The organism is Paenibacillus enshidis, from assembly GCF_042136365.1.
GTDB classification, from domain to species: domain Bacteria; phylum Bacillota; class Bacilli; order Paenibacillales; family Paenibacillaceae; genus Paenibacillus; species Paenibacillus enshidis.
In genome coordinates this window covers 25,211-40,439 of the sequence record NZ_JBHHMI010000006.1, presented here as the reverse complement: position 1 = coordinate 40,439, position 15,229 = coordinate 25,211, and the positions used below count along the sequence as shown (strand labels likewise).

At 51.0% G+C, this 15,229-nt stretch carries 15 protein-coding genes and 1 pseudogene; 7 read left to right on the top strand and 9 right to left on the bottom strand.

Annotated elements, in window-relative coordinates:
- Positions 1-2: 2 nt before the first annotated feature.
- Together ACE41H_RS08950 and ACE41H_RS08945 are read left to right on the top strand one after the other, a co-directional pair.
- Entirely contained in the window at positions 3-698 is a 696-nt protein-coding gene (locus ACE41H_RS08950; RefSeq protein ID WP_375354860.1) for a copper homeostasis protein CutC, read from the top strand.
- A gap of 37 nt (positions 699-735) precedes the next feature.
- A complete protein-coding gene (locus ACE41H_RS08945) occupies positions 736-1,731 on the top strand; it encodes an ROK family protein (protein WP_375354858.1) in 996 nt (331 codons plus the stop codon).
- A 284-nt stretch (positions 1,732-2,015) separates the two neighbouring features.
- Here ACE41H_RS08945 and ACE41H_RS08940 read toward each other — a convergent pair whose 3' ends face one another.
- The gene (locus ACE41H_RS08940) at positions 2,016-2,873 is read right to left on the bottom strand and encodes a pentapeptide repeat-containing protein (protein ID WP_375354856.1); all 858 of its coding nucleotides are present in this window, start codon (positions 2,871-2,873) and stop codon (positions 2,016-2,018) included.
- 225 nt (positions 2,874-3,098) lie between these two features.
- Here ACE41H_RS08940 and ACE41H_RS08935 point away from each other — a divergent pair, with 225 nt between their 5' ends.
- Both ACE41H_RS08935 and ACE41H_RS08930 read left to right on the top strand, forming a co-directional pair.
- Positions 3,099-3,542, top strand: coding sequence for a MarR family winged helix-turn-helix transcriptional regulator (locus ACE41H_RS08935; RefSeq protein WP_511055548.1), 444 nt, complete (start codon positions 3,099-3,101; stop codon positions 3,540-3,542).
- Between the two features lie 79 nt (positions 3,543-3,621).
- A complete protein-coding gene (locus tag ACE41H_RS08930; RefSeq protein ID WP_375354855.1) occupies positions 3,622-4,206 on the top strand; it encodes an NAD(P)H-dependent oxidoreductase in 585 nt (194 codons plus the stop codon).
- A 318-nt stretch (positions 4,207-4,524) separates the two neighbouring features.
- Here ACE41H_RS08930 and ACE41H_RS08925 read toward each other — a convergent pair whose 3' ends face one another.
- Positions 4,525-5,742 (bottom strand): IS256 family transposase, encoded by a 1,218-nt coding sequence (locus ACE41H_RS08925; protein WP_375354853.1) that lies wholly within the window; start codon positions 5,740-5,742, stop codon positions 4,525-4,527.
- 120 nt (positions 5,743-5,862) lie between these two features.
- Positions 5,863-6,534, bottom strand: a complete 672-nt coding sequence (locus ACE41H_RS08920) for a hypothetical protein (RefSeq protein WP_375354851.1) — start codon at positions 6,532-6,534, stop codon at positions 5,863-5,865.
- Positions 6,535-6,542: 8 nt separating this feature from the next.
- Between ACE41H_RS08920 and ACE41H_RS08915 the strand changes: the two are divergent.
- Positions 6,543-6,791 (top strand): annotated as a pseudogene (locus tag ACE41H_RS08915) (VOC family protein); the annotation flags it as partial.
- Here ACE41H_RS08915 and ACE41H_RS08910 read toward each other — a convergent pair.
- A complete protein-coding gene (locus ACE41H_RS08910; RefSeq protein ID WP_375354849.1) occupies positions 6,766-7,569 on the bottom strand; it encodes a class I SAM-dependent methyltransferase in 804 nt (267 codons plus the stop codon). The pseudogene ACE41H_RS08915 and the gene ACE41H_RS08910 sit on opposite strands and share 26 nt — an antisense overlap.
- A 208-nt stretch (positions 7,570-7,777) precedes the next feature.
- Between ACE41H_RS08910 and ACE41H_RS08905 the strand changes: the two genes are divergently transcribed.
- The gene (locus tag ACE41H_RS08905) at positions 7,778-8,485 is read left to right on the top strand and encodes an SDR family NAD(P)-dependent oxidoreductase (protein WP_375354847.1); all 708 of its coding nucleotides are present in this window, start codon (positions 7,778-7,780) and stop codon (positions 8,483-8,485) included.
- Positions 8,486-8,589: 104 nt separating this feature from the next.
- Here the strand turns inward: ACE41H_RS08905 and ACE41H_RS08900 are convergent, their stop codons facing one another.
- Positions 8,590-9,021: an Lrp/AsnC family transcriptional regulator gene (locus ACE41H_RS08900; RefSeq protein ID WP_375354845.1), complete on the bottom strand. Its 432-nt coding sequence runs from the start codon at positions 9,019-9,021 to the stop codon at positions 8,590-8,592.
- Positions 9,022-9,145: 124 nt separating this feature from the next.
- Between ACE41H_RS08900 and ACE41H_RS08895 the strand changes: the two genes are divergently transcribed.
- Positions 9,146-9,892, top strand: a complete 747-nt coding sequence (locus ACE41H_RS08895) for an MBL fold metallo-hydrolase (RefSeq protein ID WP_375354843.1) — start codon at positions 9,146-9,148, stop codon at positions 9,890-9,892.
- A gap of 161 nt (positions 9,893-10,053) precedes the next feature.
- Here ACE41H_RS08895 and ACE41H_RS08890 read toward each other — a convergent pair whose 3' ends face one another.
- The 4 genes from ACE41H_RS08890 to ACE41H_RS08875 form a co-directional block, all read right to left on the bottom strand.
- Positions 10,054-11,226, bottom strand: coding sequence for a M20 metallopeptidase family protein (locus ACE41H_RS08890; RefSeq protein ID WP_375354841.1), 1,173 nt, complete (start codon positions 11,224-11,226; stop codon positions 10,054-10,056).
- A gap of 42 nt (positions 11,227-11,268) precedes the next feature.
- On the bottom strand, positions 11,269-13,302 hold the full coding sequence (locus ACE41H_RS08885) for an ABC transporter ATP-binding protein (RefSeq protein WP_375354839.1): 2,034 nt from the start codon (positions 13,300-13,302) through the stop codon (positions 11,269-11,271).
- A 21-nt stretch (positions 13,303-13,323) separates the two neighbouring features.
- Positions 13,324-14,217 (bottom strand): ABC transporter permease, encoded by an 894-nt coding sequence (locus tag ACE41H_RS08880; RefSeq protein WP_375354837.1) that lies wholly within the window; start codon positions 14,215-14,217, stop codon positions 13,324-13,326.
- 84 nt (positions 14,218-14,301) lie between these two features.
- On the bottom strand, positions 14,302-15,228 hold the full coding sequence (locus tag ACE41H_RS08875; RefSeq protein ID WP_375354835.1) for an ABC transporter permease: 927 nt from the start codon (positions 15,226-15,228) through the stop codon (positions 14,302-14,304).
- Position 15,229: the final 1 nt, after the last annotated feature.

Below are 15,229 nucleotides of genomic sequence, written 5' to 3'. Positions count from 1 at the left end.
TTTTGTCTGAAAAAAAACTGCTTGAGGTGATCGCAACCTCTGTTGACGATATTGTGCAGCTTAACGACAGCGGTGCCGACCGCATTGAGCTGGTCAGCGCACTTTCGGAAGGGGGGCTTACGCCCAGTATCGGCATGATCGAGAGGGCCGTCGAGGTATCGTCGCTGCCCATCCGTGTCATGATTCGACCGCACAGCCGTTCTTTTCGGTACAGCAAGGAGGATCTGGAGGTTATGGTTCGTGATATTCGGGCCGTCAGGGGCGTGGGAGCCAGCGGAATTGTGCTTGGTGTGTTGACAGAGGAGCGGTGGGTGGATACAGAGGCTCTCGCTTTTCTGCTGGCTGAGGCAAAAGGCTTGTCCGTTACTTTTCATCGGGCGTTTGATGAGGCATGTGACTTGGAGCAGGCGTTCGACACACTGTTGCAATTTCCGCAAATTGATCGGATTCTGACTTCGGGCGGGCAGGCGACTGCTGTGGAAGGGATAAGCATGCTTGGCCGGTTGCGGCAGCGTTCGGAAGGCACGCCGATTCGTATTCTTGCGGGCAGCGGTCTGTCGGAGGACAACCTTGCTGATTTTCTGGCGGCTACGGGAGTGGAGGAAGTGCATTTCGGACGTGCTGTACGTCTGGAGCAAATGCTGGATGGCCCGATCGTTTCAGAAGCGATTCGCCGCATCAAACGGAGCTTGCAATAAATATAACGGAGGTTGGAGTCGGGAGAGAGGTTAATGCATGAATAATCTATATTTGGGAATTGATCTGGGCGGTACGAAAATGCTTGCTGCCTTGATCGATGAGCAGGGGCGGATTGTGGCTAAAATTCAGGAGCCCACGTTTGCTGACCGGGGAGCGGATGATGTGATTCGCCGTCTAATCGTCATAAGTGACGCATTAATAGCGGATGAGTCTGTACGGGCGGGAGCGGGTTCCATAACTATTCGTGGCATTGGGGTAGCCGTCGCGGGTGTATTGGAACCGGACCCAGGCATCATTTCGCTGGCTACCAATTTAGGCTGGCATAATGTGCAGCTTGGCCCCATCCTGGAGAAATGGTTTCATTGTCCGGTCCTTATCCTCAATGATGCCAATGCCGCCGCGTTTGGCGAGTGGATGGCGGGTGAGAGGCCTGACATCCAAGATATGATCTATATTACCGTTTCGACAGGTATTGGTGCCGGTATTATCAGCGGCGGCCGGCTGATTCAGGGGACCACTCATAGTGCCGCCGAGTTTGGTCATATCACGATTGACCGTAACGGCCCCTTGTGCGCCTGCGGTAATCGGGGCTGTGTGGAAATGTACACGGCCGGGCATTCCATTGCCCGCAGGGCGTGGGTAGCCATTCAGGCAGGCGAACCTGAAGCTGCGGCAATAGCTGCCCTGAACGGTGTTGAGCCGGAGCGGGTAACAGCAGAGCATGTAGCGGCGGCCGCGAAGGCGGGAAACGACTTTGCAATCAGGCTGCTGGCTGATGCAGGGGAGGCACTTGGCTGCGGGATCGTTACTTTTGCCCATTTGTTGAATCCCGCGCTCATCGTGATTGGCGGCAGTGTTTCGCAGAGCGGAGCGCTGCTCCTTGATCCGATGCTCGCGGCTATCCGGCGTTATGGAATCTCCAAGGTTGTAGGTTCGATTACATTTGCTTCTTCTGCACTGGGCGGAGCGGCCGGTGTTATTGGTGCGGCCTTATGGGCGAGGCAGCAGCTTACCTTGAAGCAGACGTTATGAGGCGCTCCGAGAACGAAGCATTCCTACAATCGTTGTTGACCCTTCGGGCCAAAGGCGAACGCTCCGCTTTTCCGGAATTGCTTCGTTCTCTCCGCTGCTGCGTGCGTATGCCAAATTAAAAGAAGAAAACGCCAATCCCGAGAAATCTTCTTCGATTCCGGATTTGGTAAAAAGGTCGAGAACAGGAGTGAGTTTCCCTGTTCTCGACCCTTTTATATAGGAGACGAATCTCTCCGTATTAGAACCAACTTTGGGATAGCTTGGCCCTCTTTTGGGTTAATGGGTTAGGATGTGCTTGTGCCCCAATGCGCGGGGCGGGTGAGCGATGTGGGCAGTTTGGTAGAGCTATCCCCGCTTGCGGCGTTGATTTGGAATTGGGTGAGAAAGAGGCTCTCACTGAGATTGGCCCCACGGAGGTCCGTGTCCCGGAAGTCTGCTCCGATCAGGTCGGCACCTCTTAAATCTGCGTCTCTAAGATCGGCGGCAATCAAGCAGGCTCCCCGTAAATTCACGCCTCTCAGGTCAGCGCCTTTCAGCTTGGCTCCGATCAGATCTGCTCCACGTCCGTAGTTCTTGCGGCGGCGTGACGGTTTATACTGTCGCAGCGCCTCATCTCTTACGAGCTCACTGGTTTGCAGGAGCAGGGCATTGATCTCAGCACGATGGGTGGCTGTATCCAGCTCCAGCAAAGAATCGGGATCAAGCCGGGTAAAGGCTTCGGTCTTATCTCGCGCCGCGCGCAGCTTGTCATGAATTTGACGGGCTGTCTGCAGTGTCTGCGCTTCATTTAGGTACCAAAGCAATTCGTGGAGCTGCCGCATGACCAGAAATACGTCAAACATTTGCTTCGCGGCTTCGGGCTTTTTCCGCCAGTCTCTTCCTTTGTAGGTGAATTGGGATACCTTTTGGCCCGCTCCAAAGCAGTCAAATACGGTGCAGCCCTTGAAGCCCTGCGGTCTTAGGCGGTTATGAATGCCACACCGGAAATCGGATTGCAGGTTGGGGCAGGGCTGTCCGGCGTCTTTATCGGCCGCAAAGTCGGCCGAGGCCGCGAACGGAAGCGCGACACAGCATAAACCGAAGCAGCTTTCACAGTCGGCCTGCAGGGTGTGGGGGCTTATATCGTGGAAAACGTCCTTCATACTCTAATTCTCCTCGTCTCATACGTTCCAAAGTCAATCTAGTTGATTTGGGCCAATAAATCACCAAGTTTCATCAAGATGCTTGGCAGGCACCTTTCCAGGTCCTTCCTCACGTTGACTCTGTCCTATACTATCATAAAATATATACATTGTTTATTGAGATGCCTACCCTCCATGAAAAAGAATCAGAGAGCAAAAAATTAATAACCTGTTGCAAATGCATAGATGTCTATGTATAATACGGGTATGTTGAAATACAATGCTGCCGCAACCATTAGCAAGATCAGAGATGCTGTCAATAAAATGATTGTGTCCGAGCTCGAGCGTGTCGGGATCGAAGGATTGGCTCCTTCCCACGGTGATATATTAGTGTTTCTGTATCAAAAAAACAGACTTTCCGTGAAGGAACTAGCCGAAAAAATTCATCGAAAACAACCGACAGTAACGGTATTAGCGGATAAGTTGGCGAAATTGGGCTATGTTGAGAAAATAAAAAGCGAGGAGGACAGCCGCGTAACCTGGATTCAGCTTACCGAGAAGGGGAAGCGATTGGAGCCGATATTTCATTCGATATCCAAAAAATTGAACGACGCCATTTACGGGAGTCTGGATGATTCTGAAAAGGAACAACTGGAATCTACGTTAGAAAACATGCTGCGCAGGTTATAATTTTTTTTGCTAGAATGTATAGATATCTATATAACTTCATATTTTAAATAAAAATGTAAACAAACGGAGGTAATCATCTATGAAGCATCTTGTTATCTATGCTCACCCTCATGCGGAGAGCTTAAACCACTCCATATTGGAAACCACAGTCCGTACATTGAAAAATAACGGTCACGAAGTGGTTGTCCGTGACTTGTATACACTGGACTTTCAGCCCGTACTCAAACCCGAAGACACAGCTTCCATGAAGGCGGGACAAATTCCTCAGGATATTAAAACAGAACAGGATTACATCACGGAAGCCGATGTCATCACTTTGATTTATCCAATCTGGTGGACCGGATTGCCAGCAATTCTTAAAGGATATATTGACCGTGTATTCTCCTATGGGTTTGCTTATGCGTATGGCGAAGAGGGAGTCGTCAAGATGCTGACAGGAAAGAAAGGATTTATTATCAATACACAAGGTACTCCAAAGCCTTATTATGATGAGTCTGGTATGACTGAAGCGTTGAAAATGACTTCTGATACCGGTATCTTTGACTTCGTGGGCATTGAGTCTGTAGGGCATTTGCTCTTCGGAGGTGTTGGGCATCTCGATGAAGAAGCATATAAGCAAATGTTGAAGGAAGTTGAGGATACCGTAGCTTCCCACTTCTCATAAAATAAAAAGACAGGGCGACTCAAATCAGCGAAAATGGTTTTGAGTCGCTCTTTATGTATGAGTCACAAGTTTGGTTACAGCTTCTGAGGGAATGTTTCAACTTTAGTGTAATTGGTTTACTGCAAAGAGTTTAATAAGCTGATATAGGGATAACCTGGGTACTACAGTTGGAAGGATAGGGCTCTGCTGGAGAGCAACCTGAGCATCCCGCTGTGCGTTATACGGTATAGAGGGCAGTCGCTATGGCGGCTGTTTTTCTTTGTACCGGTAACGCAGATAAGCGAAAAACTCCGGGGTTTGGGGCAGAGCCCCAAGGTCTCAGGCCAGATCCTTCTGGTCGAACCGATCCTCGAAAAAAATCAGGAGCTGCCCTACTATGATTCCCCAATCCCGGTGAGGCATAGTCCATTTTTTGCTAATTTCCTCAATCGACAAATAGATCGATTTTTTGAGCGCATCATCCGAAGGATAGTTCGTCTTCGTTTTCGTATATTTTCGCAGCATCCGATGAAAACCTTCGACGGAATTGGTGGTATAAATCAATCGTCTCACCTCATTCGGATACTTGAAGAACGTCGATAACTCGGCCCAGTTCTCTTTCCAGGACTTCAAAATCTGAGGATATTTCGAATCCCATTTTTCTGCAAACACCTCCAGGTGATATAGCGCATCATCTTCACTTGGTGCTTGGTAAATCGCTTTTAAATCCGCCATGATCGGCTTGAGGTCTTTATAGGACACATACTTGGTCGAGTTGCGGATCTGGTGGATGATGCACAACTGCTGCTCTGTCTTCGGAAATACGGTCCGAATCGCATGGGAGAACCCGCTCAGGTTGTCTCGGCAAGCGATGAGAATGTCCTGTACCCCCCGGTTTTTGAGTTCATTGCACACGGTGGTCCAAAAGCTGGCGCTCTCATTTTCGGAGAGCCAAATGCCCAAGATTTCCTTCTTGCCATCCATATTGATGCCAAGTACGGTATAGGCGCATTTATTCACCACTCTGGATTCTTTGCGGACTTTAAACACGATGCCGTCCAAGAAGACGATCGGGTAGATCGCGCTGAGTGGACGGGACTGCCACTCCATGAGCTGAGGCATGATTTTGTCGGTGATCCGGCTGATTAATGCGGGAGAAGCATCAATACCATAGATGTCGCGCAGGTGATCTTCAATGTCACGAGTCGACATGCCTTTCTGATACATGGCGATAATTTGTTGCTCGATGCCGTCGTTTTTGGTCTGATATTTCCCGATCAATTGCGGCTCAAATTGTCCGTTGCGATCTCGCGGCACCCGAATTTGCGTTTTGCCCATTTCGGTTTGGATGGTTTTTTTGTTGTAGCCATTCCGGCTATTTCCGCTGAGATCGCCCAATGGGCTGTGCTTGTCATAGCCTAAATGCTCGTCCATTTCCGCTTCCAACATCTGCTCAATCGTTTCTTTAAACAAATCTTTGAGTAGTTGCTGAATGTCTTGCATACTGTTGCATTCTTGTGCCAGTAGTCTCACCAGTTCGTTTTTTTTCGCTTCCATGGGTAACATCTCCTTTGTGGATATTGTTACCAATTACACGGAAGTTTAAACGTTCTCGCTTCTGACATAAATGCATTTAGGTTGATGCAGCTTAGGAAATGGATTGTTAGACAACAACAATTAAGGATTATCACCTAATCCGAGAACAGTAGCAAATATCCCCTCTGTCTGGTTAGACTTGATAATTGCAATGAATGTTCCAGGCTCAGCATCCCCAAACAACGATTGCTCGAAATTGTTTTTAAGTATCTCGCTCTGATAAACAATGATTGTTCTCAAATAATCAGCACCATCTTCCTTAAGTTCATATCTCTGAATTACTTTGGCATCGGTCGGACTCATTGTATTTATCTCTACTATAGCTTCATCAATGTTACTTGCCTCAGTGTTAATTGTGAGGTTAATGCACTTATTGTCAACAGCCAGGCATGAATATTTATCATTGCTATAATTTGTGAAAAGATCATCAGAAGCATTACTTGGAGCCCCGAATTTTTCTTCAAATGCTGTTAGATCTGCACCTATACCAACCCAGTTTGATGTAGCTTCCGATTGGTTTGGAGATTCTACATTTTTTTCGGTTTTTTCCGTATTACCTGTGTCTTCAACTTGCGTTTGTTCTTCTGGCTCATTTGACACAGGGCTCGTTGAAACTGTTTCATTTGGTACTATTTCAGTTTCTTCAGTTTTTAAGTTTGCTATAGCTCCAACAAACAAAATGATTATTACCCAGAACCACCACTTCTTATAGATTGTTTTTTTCAATTTATTGCCCCCTTTAAAACTATTCATTCCTTCTCCTATCTATATCCTGGCATAAGCTGAATTCTATTCACATTGAGGCTGTGCCCTTTGGTGGAAGAACGTCGGTTGATCCTTTTGTTAGGCCTGATCAAGGTAATGCTTCAGTGTATTTCGAAGATCCGAGCGGAAATAGTTTGGAGCTGATCTGTTTTGCTAATGTACCTGATGAGTTAAAGAACATGACCGAAAAACTGTCCATGGAACAATGGGAGAAGCTGCTTAATGATTCTTCACGGCCAAAATGATAGATGTGTGCATCTCGGCCCGGAATATTCCGCTGCTGTCAAGGTTGAGCAGAGCTTCTTCCAGCTCTTTTTCGAATAAAACCGCCTGGTCCCTAAGGAAACGCCTTGAAGCAAAAGAGGTTGAATACAAATTTCCGATGATCGACTCAACGGTCCATGTATGCTCGTAAACTGGCAGCCGGTGCACCTCTACTTCAAAGGGTGAAGCCGCAACGATATCCTCGTGGCTGACCGTGGGATGGGTATAGGTGGAATTGCCTGCTCTTCTTTCGGGTCCGTACCATTTTTTAACTATCTTATCGACCGCGATTTGCCAATCTGTCGGTTCCTTCCGGTCCGGGGTGTAGCTGTCAATGATGGCAACCCCGCCGTTCCGTTCAACCCTGGGATGTAACTGCTCTAGCATGCGTGTTCTATCCATCCAATGGAATGCCTTGGCGATGATGACGAGTCTAAAGGACTCATGCTTGAGCCCTTTAATATAGTTCTCCGCATTTCCATGTACCCAATGCATGTTGCAAATTCGCATTTCTTCGGTGATCCGGCGTGCCTCCTGCAGCATTTCCGTTTCATTGTCCACGCCTGTAATTTTTTCGAACCAATCCGCAAATCTCACGGTTAATTGCCCCGTTCCGCATCCCAAGTCAAGAAGCTCGCTCCTCCCGTCCAGCGCAAACCGGCTCACGATGCATCTGATTAGTTCAGCCGGGTAAGCCGGGCGGTATTTGGAGTAGTAATGCGCCGTTCCTTTGAATAAATCCGGGCCGTAATCCTTCATGCCGTGCATACCTCCTTCCAAGATAAAACTTCACGAGTTCAACCTCAAATATTCACAGTTCCTCTTTGTACAGCTCGTTATAAGTCATGGAGTATAATAACATAGTTGACGTATCAACATGAACGTGATACAGTAAACACAGGTTAATGTATCAACCTAAAATATTACAAAGACCGTACATTTCATTCAAAGAAAGGAAGCTTTTAATATGGAAATTCGTGACAAGGTCGTTCTTATTACTGGAGCATCTGCTGGTATTGGCTTAGCCACAGCACGCCGCTTTGCCGCCGCTGGTGCCAAACTAGCATTAGTCGCCCGATCTGCCGATGTACTCAATCATCTCGCTGCGGAATTGAAGAGCCAGGGAAGTGACGCTGTAGCTCTGCCTGCTGACGTGAGCGATCCGAAGCAGGTTCAGCGAGTCATTGAGGAGACGGCGCGGCATTTTGGCCGTCTGGATGTGGTTATCAATAACGTAGGGCAAGCTGTAGTTAGCTCGATCGCTGATGTCAATCCTGATGACTTCCGTAGAATCTTTGAACTTAACGTGATGGGACCATTAGCAGCGATGCAAGCTGTGATCCCTATCATGCGAGAGCAAGGAGGAGGACTGATCATCAATATAAGTTCGGTGGTCACCAAAATGAATATCCCTGGAATCGGAGCTTATGCGGCTACCAAATCCGCTTTGAACATGCTTTCCGATACAGCACGAGGCGAATTGGCCTCAGAGAATATCCGGGTAATTTCCGTCTATCCACGCGCAACCGCAACGGATTTTGGCAAAAACGCGCTGGGCGTTCAACCGCAGCATGCTCCAGGTTCTTCCCGTCCATCGGATACGCCTGAATTTGTAGCAGAGAAAATTCTGGCAGCCGCTTTAAATGAGCCAGATGAGCAATATATGGATAACTGATATTCGCGGGGCGATGGTAATTCCAGCCTTCCGCAAAGGAACAGATAGAACAATACAACCGTGCAAAGTTGGCTAAAGAAACTGCGGCTCGCACGGTTTATTTTCTATTTCAATTGACCAATCGACATGCTTAGTTTGTAGTTTCCATATTTCAGGAGCCTGTCGAGAAAATCATTCAGCTCCAGCGGCGATGCGACGCGCACCCGCAGCCAGTAACAGCCTTCGCCGCTTACACGGTGCATCTCGGCTACCTGTTCGCTTTGTGCAGCGAATGCTTGAAACGAGGGGTGGGCCGTATTGGAGCTTAGGAAAACGGTAACAAAGGCGTGCACCGTCTGGCCGATTTTTTCCGGGTTCCAGCGCAGGGTTGCTCCTTCAATCACACCGAGATCCTGCATTTTTCGCACACGGGCACCAACCGCCTGCCCGGTCAGGTGCACGAGTTGGCCGATGGTTTTGTAGGATTGGGAGGCGTCCTCCAGTAGGAGCTTCAGGATACGCAAATCCACTTCATCGATCATCTGATTGCTCAACATTGTAATTTCCTTTCAGCGTGAAAGTGGAAAGCGATTTTTCCATTCACCAGGATGATTATCTTATCGCTTGTTTTATATATAATATTAGCAGAATCATGATTCGAAAGATAAGGGGTGCAGAACAATGAAGCTTCAATTAATACGTCATGCCACACTGTGGCTGGAATATGGAGGAACACAGTTTCTGGTTGACCCGATGTTCAGTGACGCAGGAGTGAACCCGCCGGTTATTAATACGCCGAACGACCGCCGCAACCCGCTTGTGCCGCTGCCTTTTGTAATGGAGGGATTGCTTAATCCGGACGCCGTGCTCGTCACGCATTTGCATCCAGATCATTGGGATGCAGCGGCGGCAACAGCGCTGCCAAAATCAACACCGATTCTATGTCAGCCAGAGGACAGAACGGTTATCACTTCTGCCAGCTTCAGCTCGGTATCTGAGATAAGTGAGCACATCACCTTCAAAGACGTGACGATCTTCCGAACCAGCGGGCAGCACGGCACAGGCGAAATCGGGAAACGGATGGGGCCCGTTTCCGGTTTTGTATTCAAAGCGGAAGGCGAGCCGACGCTGTATATCGCCGGGGACACCATCTGGTGCGACGATGTGCAGAACGCATTGGATGCACATCAGCCGGACATAACGGTTGTGAATGCCGGGGGCGCGCGGTTTAATGTGGGTGATCCGATTACGATGGATGAAGATGATGTAGCCAGCCTATGCCAGTATGCGCCATATACCAAGGTGGTGGCCGTGCATATGGAGGCAATCAATCACTGTCTCACCACAAGAGCGGATTTGCGTGAACGGCTGGTGAAGGAAGGATTGATTGACCAGGTGGCCATCCCGGAAGACGGGGAGTGGGTGTGATTTAAAATTCAAAAAAACAGGTTTGTCCCATAAGTGGATTTCAAATATCAAATATCAAATGAAATGAAATACAATGATAAAAAAGCCGAGAACAAGACAATTTACTTCTGTTCTCTGCCTTTTTTGCCTAATTTGAAAATCATGGGAATTGAAGGAATGCTTCAACTTAAATAGTCCAGCGCCAGTGCAAGAAATGTGTTTCCCGCATGTAACAGCGCCCGTTCGTCAAAATCAAATTTCGGATGGTGGTGGGCATACTGGGTCCGCACATCTTCGGTTCTTGCACCCACCTGTATGAAGGCACCCGGTCTTTGTTCCAGATAATAGGCAAAATCTTCTGCTCCCATTACCGGAGGCGGCTCAAGGAAAGCATCCTCGCCAAAATGTTTTGCAACGAGCTTTTTGACCCTTTCCGTTTCTATCTCCGGATTAACCAGAGGGGGATATCCATTCAAATAATGAATATCAGAGCGTGCGCCGCCCGCCTCGCTCAGTCCCCGGACAATACTTCTGAGTTCTTCTTCAATCTGCTTGCGTATCTTCGGGCTGAACGTCCGTACCGTCCCCTGCAGCTCTGCTTTGTCCGCTATGACATTAAATGCCGTGCCGGAAGAGAATTGTCCCACCGTCACCACCGCAGATTCGAGCGGATCCACTCTGCGGCTGACAATTTGCTGCAGCCCGCCCACGATCTGCGTGCCAATGACCAGCGCATCCACGGTTTGGTGCGGTCTGGCCCCATGTCCGCCTTTGCCGTGAACTTCAATCGTAAAGGCATCGACGGCAGCCATTGCTGGACCAGACCTCAGCCCCAGTCTGCCGAGAGGGTACTCGGAAGACAAATGGATGCCGTAAACCGCGTCCACCCCTTCGAGGCAGCCGTCTTCGATCATAAACTTGGCGCCGCCCGGCGGTTTTTCTTCAGCATGCTGGAAGATTAGCACCAGCTCTCCATGAAGCGTCTCACGAAACTCCTGCAGCACACGCGCAACACCAAGCAAAACAGCCGTATGACCGTCATGGCCGCAGGCATGCATCACGCCAGGCACCTCCGATTTGTAAGGAACATCCTTCTCATCCTGGATGGGCAAAGCGTCAAAATCCGCACGGAAAGCGATGCGCGGTCCCGGGCTGCCGCCACGGATCAAGCCCAGTACACCATTGCCGCCAACATCGGTCCGGACTTCAATGCCGAAGGATTGAAGCTGCTTCGCAATGAAGCGGGCCGTGTTTTTTTCCTGAAAAGAAAGCTCCGGGTTCCGGTGCAAATATCTGCGCCATTCAATCAACTGCTGTTCATGTTCAGCCAACCTGGCTGCAAAAGCTTCATACATAACTTTGTCCTCCTGGTATGGATCATGGATTAGTTCAGGTAACTATAAAGGATAATGACAGGCAACGAAACGGTCATGGCCCCCCGAAACAAGCTCGGGTTGTTCCGCACGGCATTTGGCTGTGGCAAAAGGGCAGCGTGTATGAAAGCGGCAACCGGACGGTGGGCGGGCGGGTGAAGGGATTTCCCCTTGTATACCGTTCGCCATGAACTGTTGTCCTGGGGCCATATGAGGAATGGATTCGATCAAGGCCCGGGTGTATGGATGGGCGGGGCTCGCGAACAGCTCATGAGCAGGCGCGATTTCCACCAGCTTGCCCAAATACATTACGCCGATCCTGTCTGAAATATGCCGGACAATCTGCAAGCCATGAGCGATAAACAAATAGGTCAGCCCCAGCTTCTCCTGAAGCTCAAGCAGAAGGTTGACGATTTGCGCCTGCACGGATACGTCCAGCGCCGATACCGCTTCGTCGGCTAATATAAAGCGGGGACGCAGCGCAATTGCCCGTGCAATACCGATCCGTTGCCGCTGTCCGCCCGAGAATTCATGCGGGAAACGGTCCGTGGCGGAGGCTGACAGCCCCACCGATTCCAGCAGCTCCCCGACTCTGAGCCGTTTCTCCTTTCCGCTTAGTTTGTCATGTACCTCAAGTGGTGCCCCGATAATATCTCCCACCTTCCAGCGGGGATCCAGCGAACCGTACGGGTCCTGAAAAATCATCTGGAAGTCCCTGCGAATACTTCGAAGCTCCGCCGCGCGCAGCTTCGACAGCTCCCGTCCCTGAAAATTTACCTCGCCGGAGGTTTGGTTCTCCAGCTGAAGCAGCAGCCGTCCCAGGGTTGATTTGCCGCTGCCGGATTCCCCGACCAGGCCGAAGGTTTCTCCTTGCCGGATGGAGAAGCTGACATCGTCCACAGCGCGGACAAAAGAGCGGCGACCCAACCGTCCGCCTCTTACCGGGTAATATTTGCTGAGCCTGCTAATCTGAAACAGCTCCGGAGCGTCCGTCGGGCGGGAGGGGGAATCATAAGCAGGAGCGGCAGCATCGCCGGTGACAGGCGCTGCCTGCCCTGCGAATTTACCGGAGGGTATCAAACGTTCCAAACGTTCGGCATGCCAGCAGGCGACGTCCCGTCCGTCTTTGTGTTCGAGCGGAGGCGCCTCCTGTGCGCAGCGATCCGTAGCGAAGGGGCAGCGCGGGTGAAAAAGGCAGCCTGACGGCAGGTCCGTCAGCGCCGGAATCGAGCCTGCGATGGACGGCAGCCTGGTACCCTTTTCCGTGTCCAGTGTTGCCACGGACTGTAGCAGCCCCTGGCTGTACGGATGGAGCGGCCGGCTGAACAGTTCGGCCGCCGCTGCCTGCTCGACGACCCGGCCCGCATACATCACGACAATCCGGTCGGCGATTTGTGCCGCCACCCCCAAATCATGCGTGATCAGCAGAATCGACATATTGAAATCCTGCTTCAGCTCCTGCAGCAGGCCCAAAATCTGGGCCTGGATAGTGACATCCAACGCGGTCGTCGGTTCATCCGCGATTAACAGCTCGGGTCCGCAGGACAAGGCCATAGCGATCATGGCACGCTGCAGCATGCCCCCGGACAATTCGCCGGGATATTGCTTCATCCGCAGCTCGGGTTCGGGAATACCCACGCGTGACAACAGATATATAACACGCTTCCTGGCTTTCGCACGTGTTTTGGTGCGGTCATGGGCAAGAATGGTCTGCGTGATTTGATGGCCGATTGTGTATACCGGATCAAACGCGGACATCGGCTCCTGAAAGATCATCGCCATCTTTTTGCCCCTCAACAGACGCAGCTCTCTGGGAGTCGCCTGGGTTAAATCCATCCCGTTCAGGCGAATCCGACCGCTGGTGATCTGGCCGTGTTCGAAATCGGTCAACCGCATCACGGCTTTCGAGGTCACCGTTTTTCCGCTGCCGGATTCGCCCACAAGGCAAATCGTCTCCTGCGGCGCAATCGTCAGGGAGATATCGTGCAGGACCTGTAAGGGTTCGGGTTGGGCGGGAAATTCAACGGACAGATGCTCGATTTCCAGTAGTGGTCTCAACGCTTGCCCTCCTTTATTAGCTCAGCTTTTGGCTTTCTTCGGGTCTAAATGGTCGCGCAGCCGGTCGCCGATCAGATTGACGGATAACACAAATAAGGTGATGGCAAGACCGGGGAAGGTGCAGATCCACCAGGCTACGGTCAGGTAGCCTCTGCCTTGAGATAATAGAGCTCCCCAATCGGGAGTTTCCTTCAGCAGCCCGAGTCCAAGGAAGCTTAACCCCGCTCCTGCCAAAATGGAGCTGCCGATTCCCAGGGTAGCCATTACGAGCAGCGGGGACAGCGAACCAGGCAATATATGTTTGCGGAAGACGTCCAGGCGGGTCATTCCGATGGAAATGGCCGCCGTAATATAAGGACGCCCTTTAATGCTCATGATCTGTCCCCTCATGACCCGGGCGTAATTGGGAATGCCCGCCACGGCTACGGCCAGCACGATATTGAGCAGTCCCGGCCCCAATGCGGCAGCAATAGCCAGCGCCAGCAGGATGCCGGGAATTGTCATGAGGATATCGATGAAACGCATCAAAACCAGATCCCACTTGCCTCCCAGATAACCCGAGAGAGAACCAAGCGCGCTTCCGGCCAGTCCTCCCACAACGACGGACATCAGACCGATAAACAGTGAATCCCGGCTGCCGTATACGACAAGGCTGAACACATCCCGCCCGAAATAGTCCGTACCGAACCAATGCTTGCTGCTCGGGGGCTGCAGAATGCTGTCTGTCTGCATCTCTGTAGGAGGATAGGGGGCAATCCACTGGGGCACCAGCGCGCAGGCCAGCATGAACAAAATAATCACGCCAGCGAAAAGCACAAACAGGTTGGCGATATTTACGCGCCGGAAGGGCGGAAAAGGCTGAACTCTTCCGCTGGCGGTTCTCCAGAGCTTTTTGTCTATGGCGGTGTCTCTCATTTTCCATGAAACCTCCTTCCGTTTGAAGATGCTTGAAGTTGCGCATACCGGCCAGGGCAGCCGCCAACTTAAGAGCCGCCTTCTTTACAGAGACCTGCGCAATCGCGGATCAATCAGCGTGTACGAAAGATCCACCAGCAAATTCACCGTGACGTAAATCATCGCCGAGAAAAAGATGACTCCTTGCACGACCGGCAGATCCTTGGCCATAATCGCATCTGCAAGGATGCGTCCGATTCCCTGCCTGGAAAACACCGTTTCGATGACGACCGTGCCAGCCAGCATTTCGCCGACCAGCATGCCGATCATCGTGATCGCCGGAATCAGCGCATTGCGGAGAGCATGGCGGTACATAACCGTTCTCTCGACGATGCCTTTGGCGCGCAAAGTGACGATATAAGGCTCGTTCATCACTTCCAGCATGCTGTTCCGGACGAGGCGCACGATAAAGCCGGAACCGATAATGCCCAAGGTGATGGAGGGAAGCACAAGTGTTTTCCAGCCGTCCGAGCCCATCGCGGGAAACCAGCCCAGATGAACGGAAAAGATCAGCAGCAGCAGAATACCGGACCAGAAGGTCGGCATCGAAATGCCGAACAAGCCTACCAGGCGGGCAAAAATGTCGATCCATCCGTTGCGGTGAATGGCTGAGAGCACGCCCAGCAGGATGCCGACAATGACCGAAATGGCCATGCTTGCGGCCGTCAGCGCCAGCGTGGGGGGGAAGCTGGCCACAATTTTAGGCAGGACCGGGCTGGAATCCAGCAGCGATCTGCCAAAATCCCCGCGCAGCAGGTCCCCGAAATAATCGAGCAGCTGAACGTATAAGGGACGGTCGACACCAAGCTGGTGGCGCAGTTGATTAATCATTTCCGGCGTGGCCGTGGACGGGTCCAGAATCGTATTGGTTGGGTCCCCCGGCAGCAAGTAAAGGATGCAAAATACGAGGACTGCCGAGCCGAAAACCACCAGCAGCGAGCTGGCCAGCCTGCCCGCAATCATTCTGGTCATG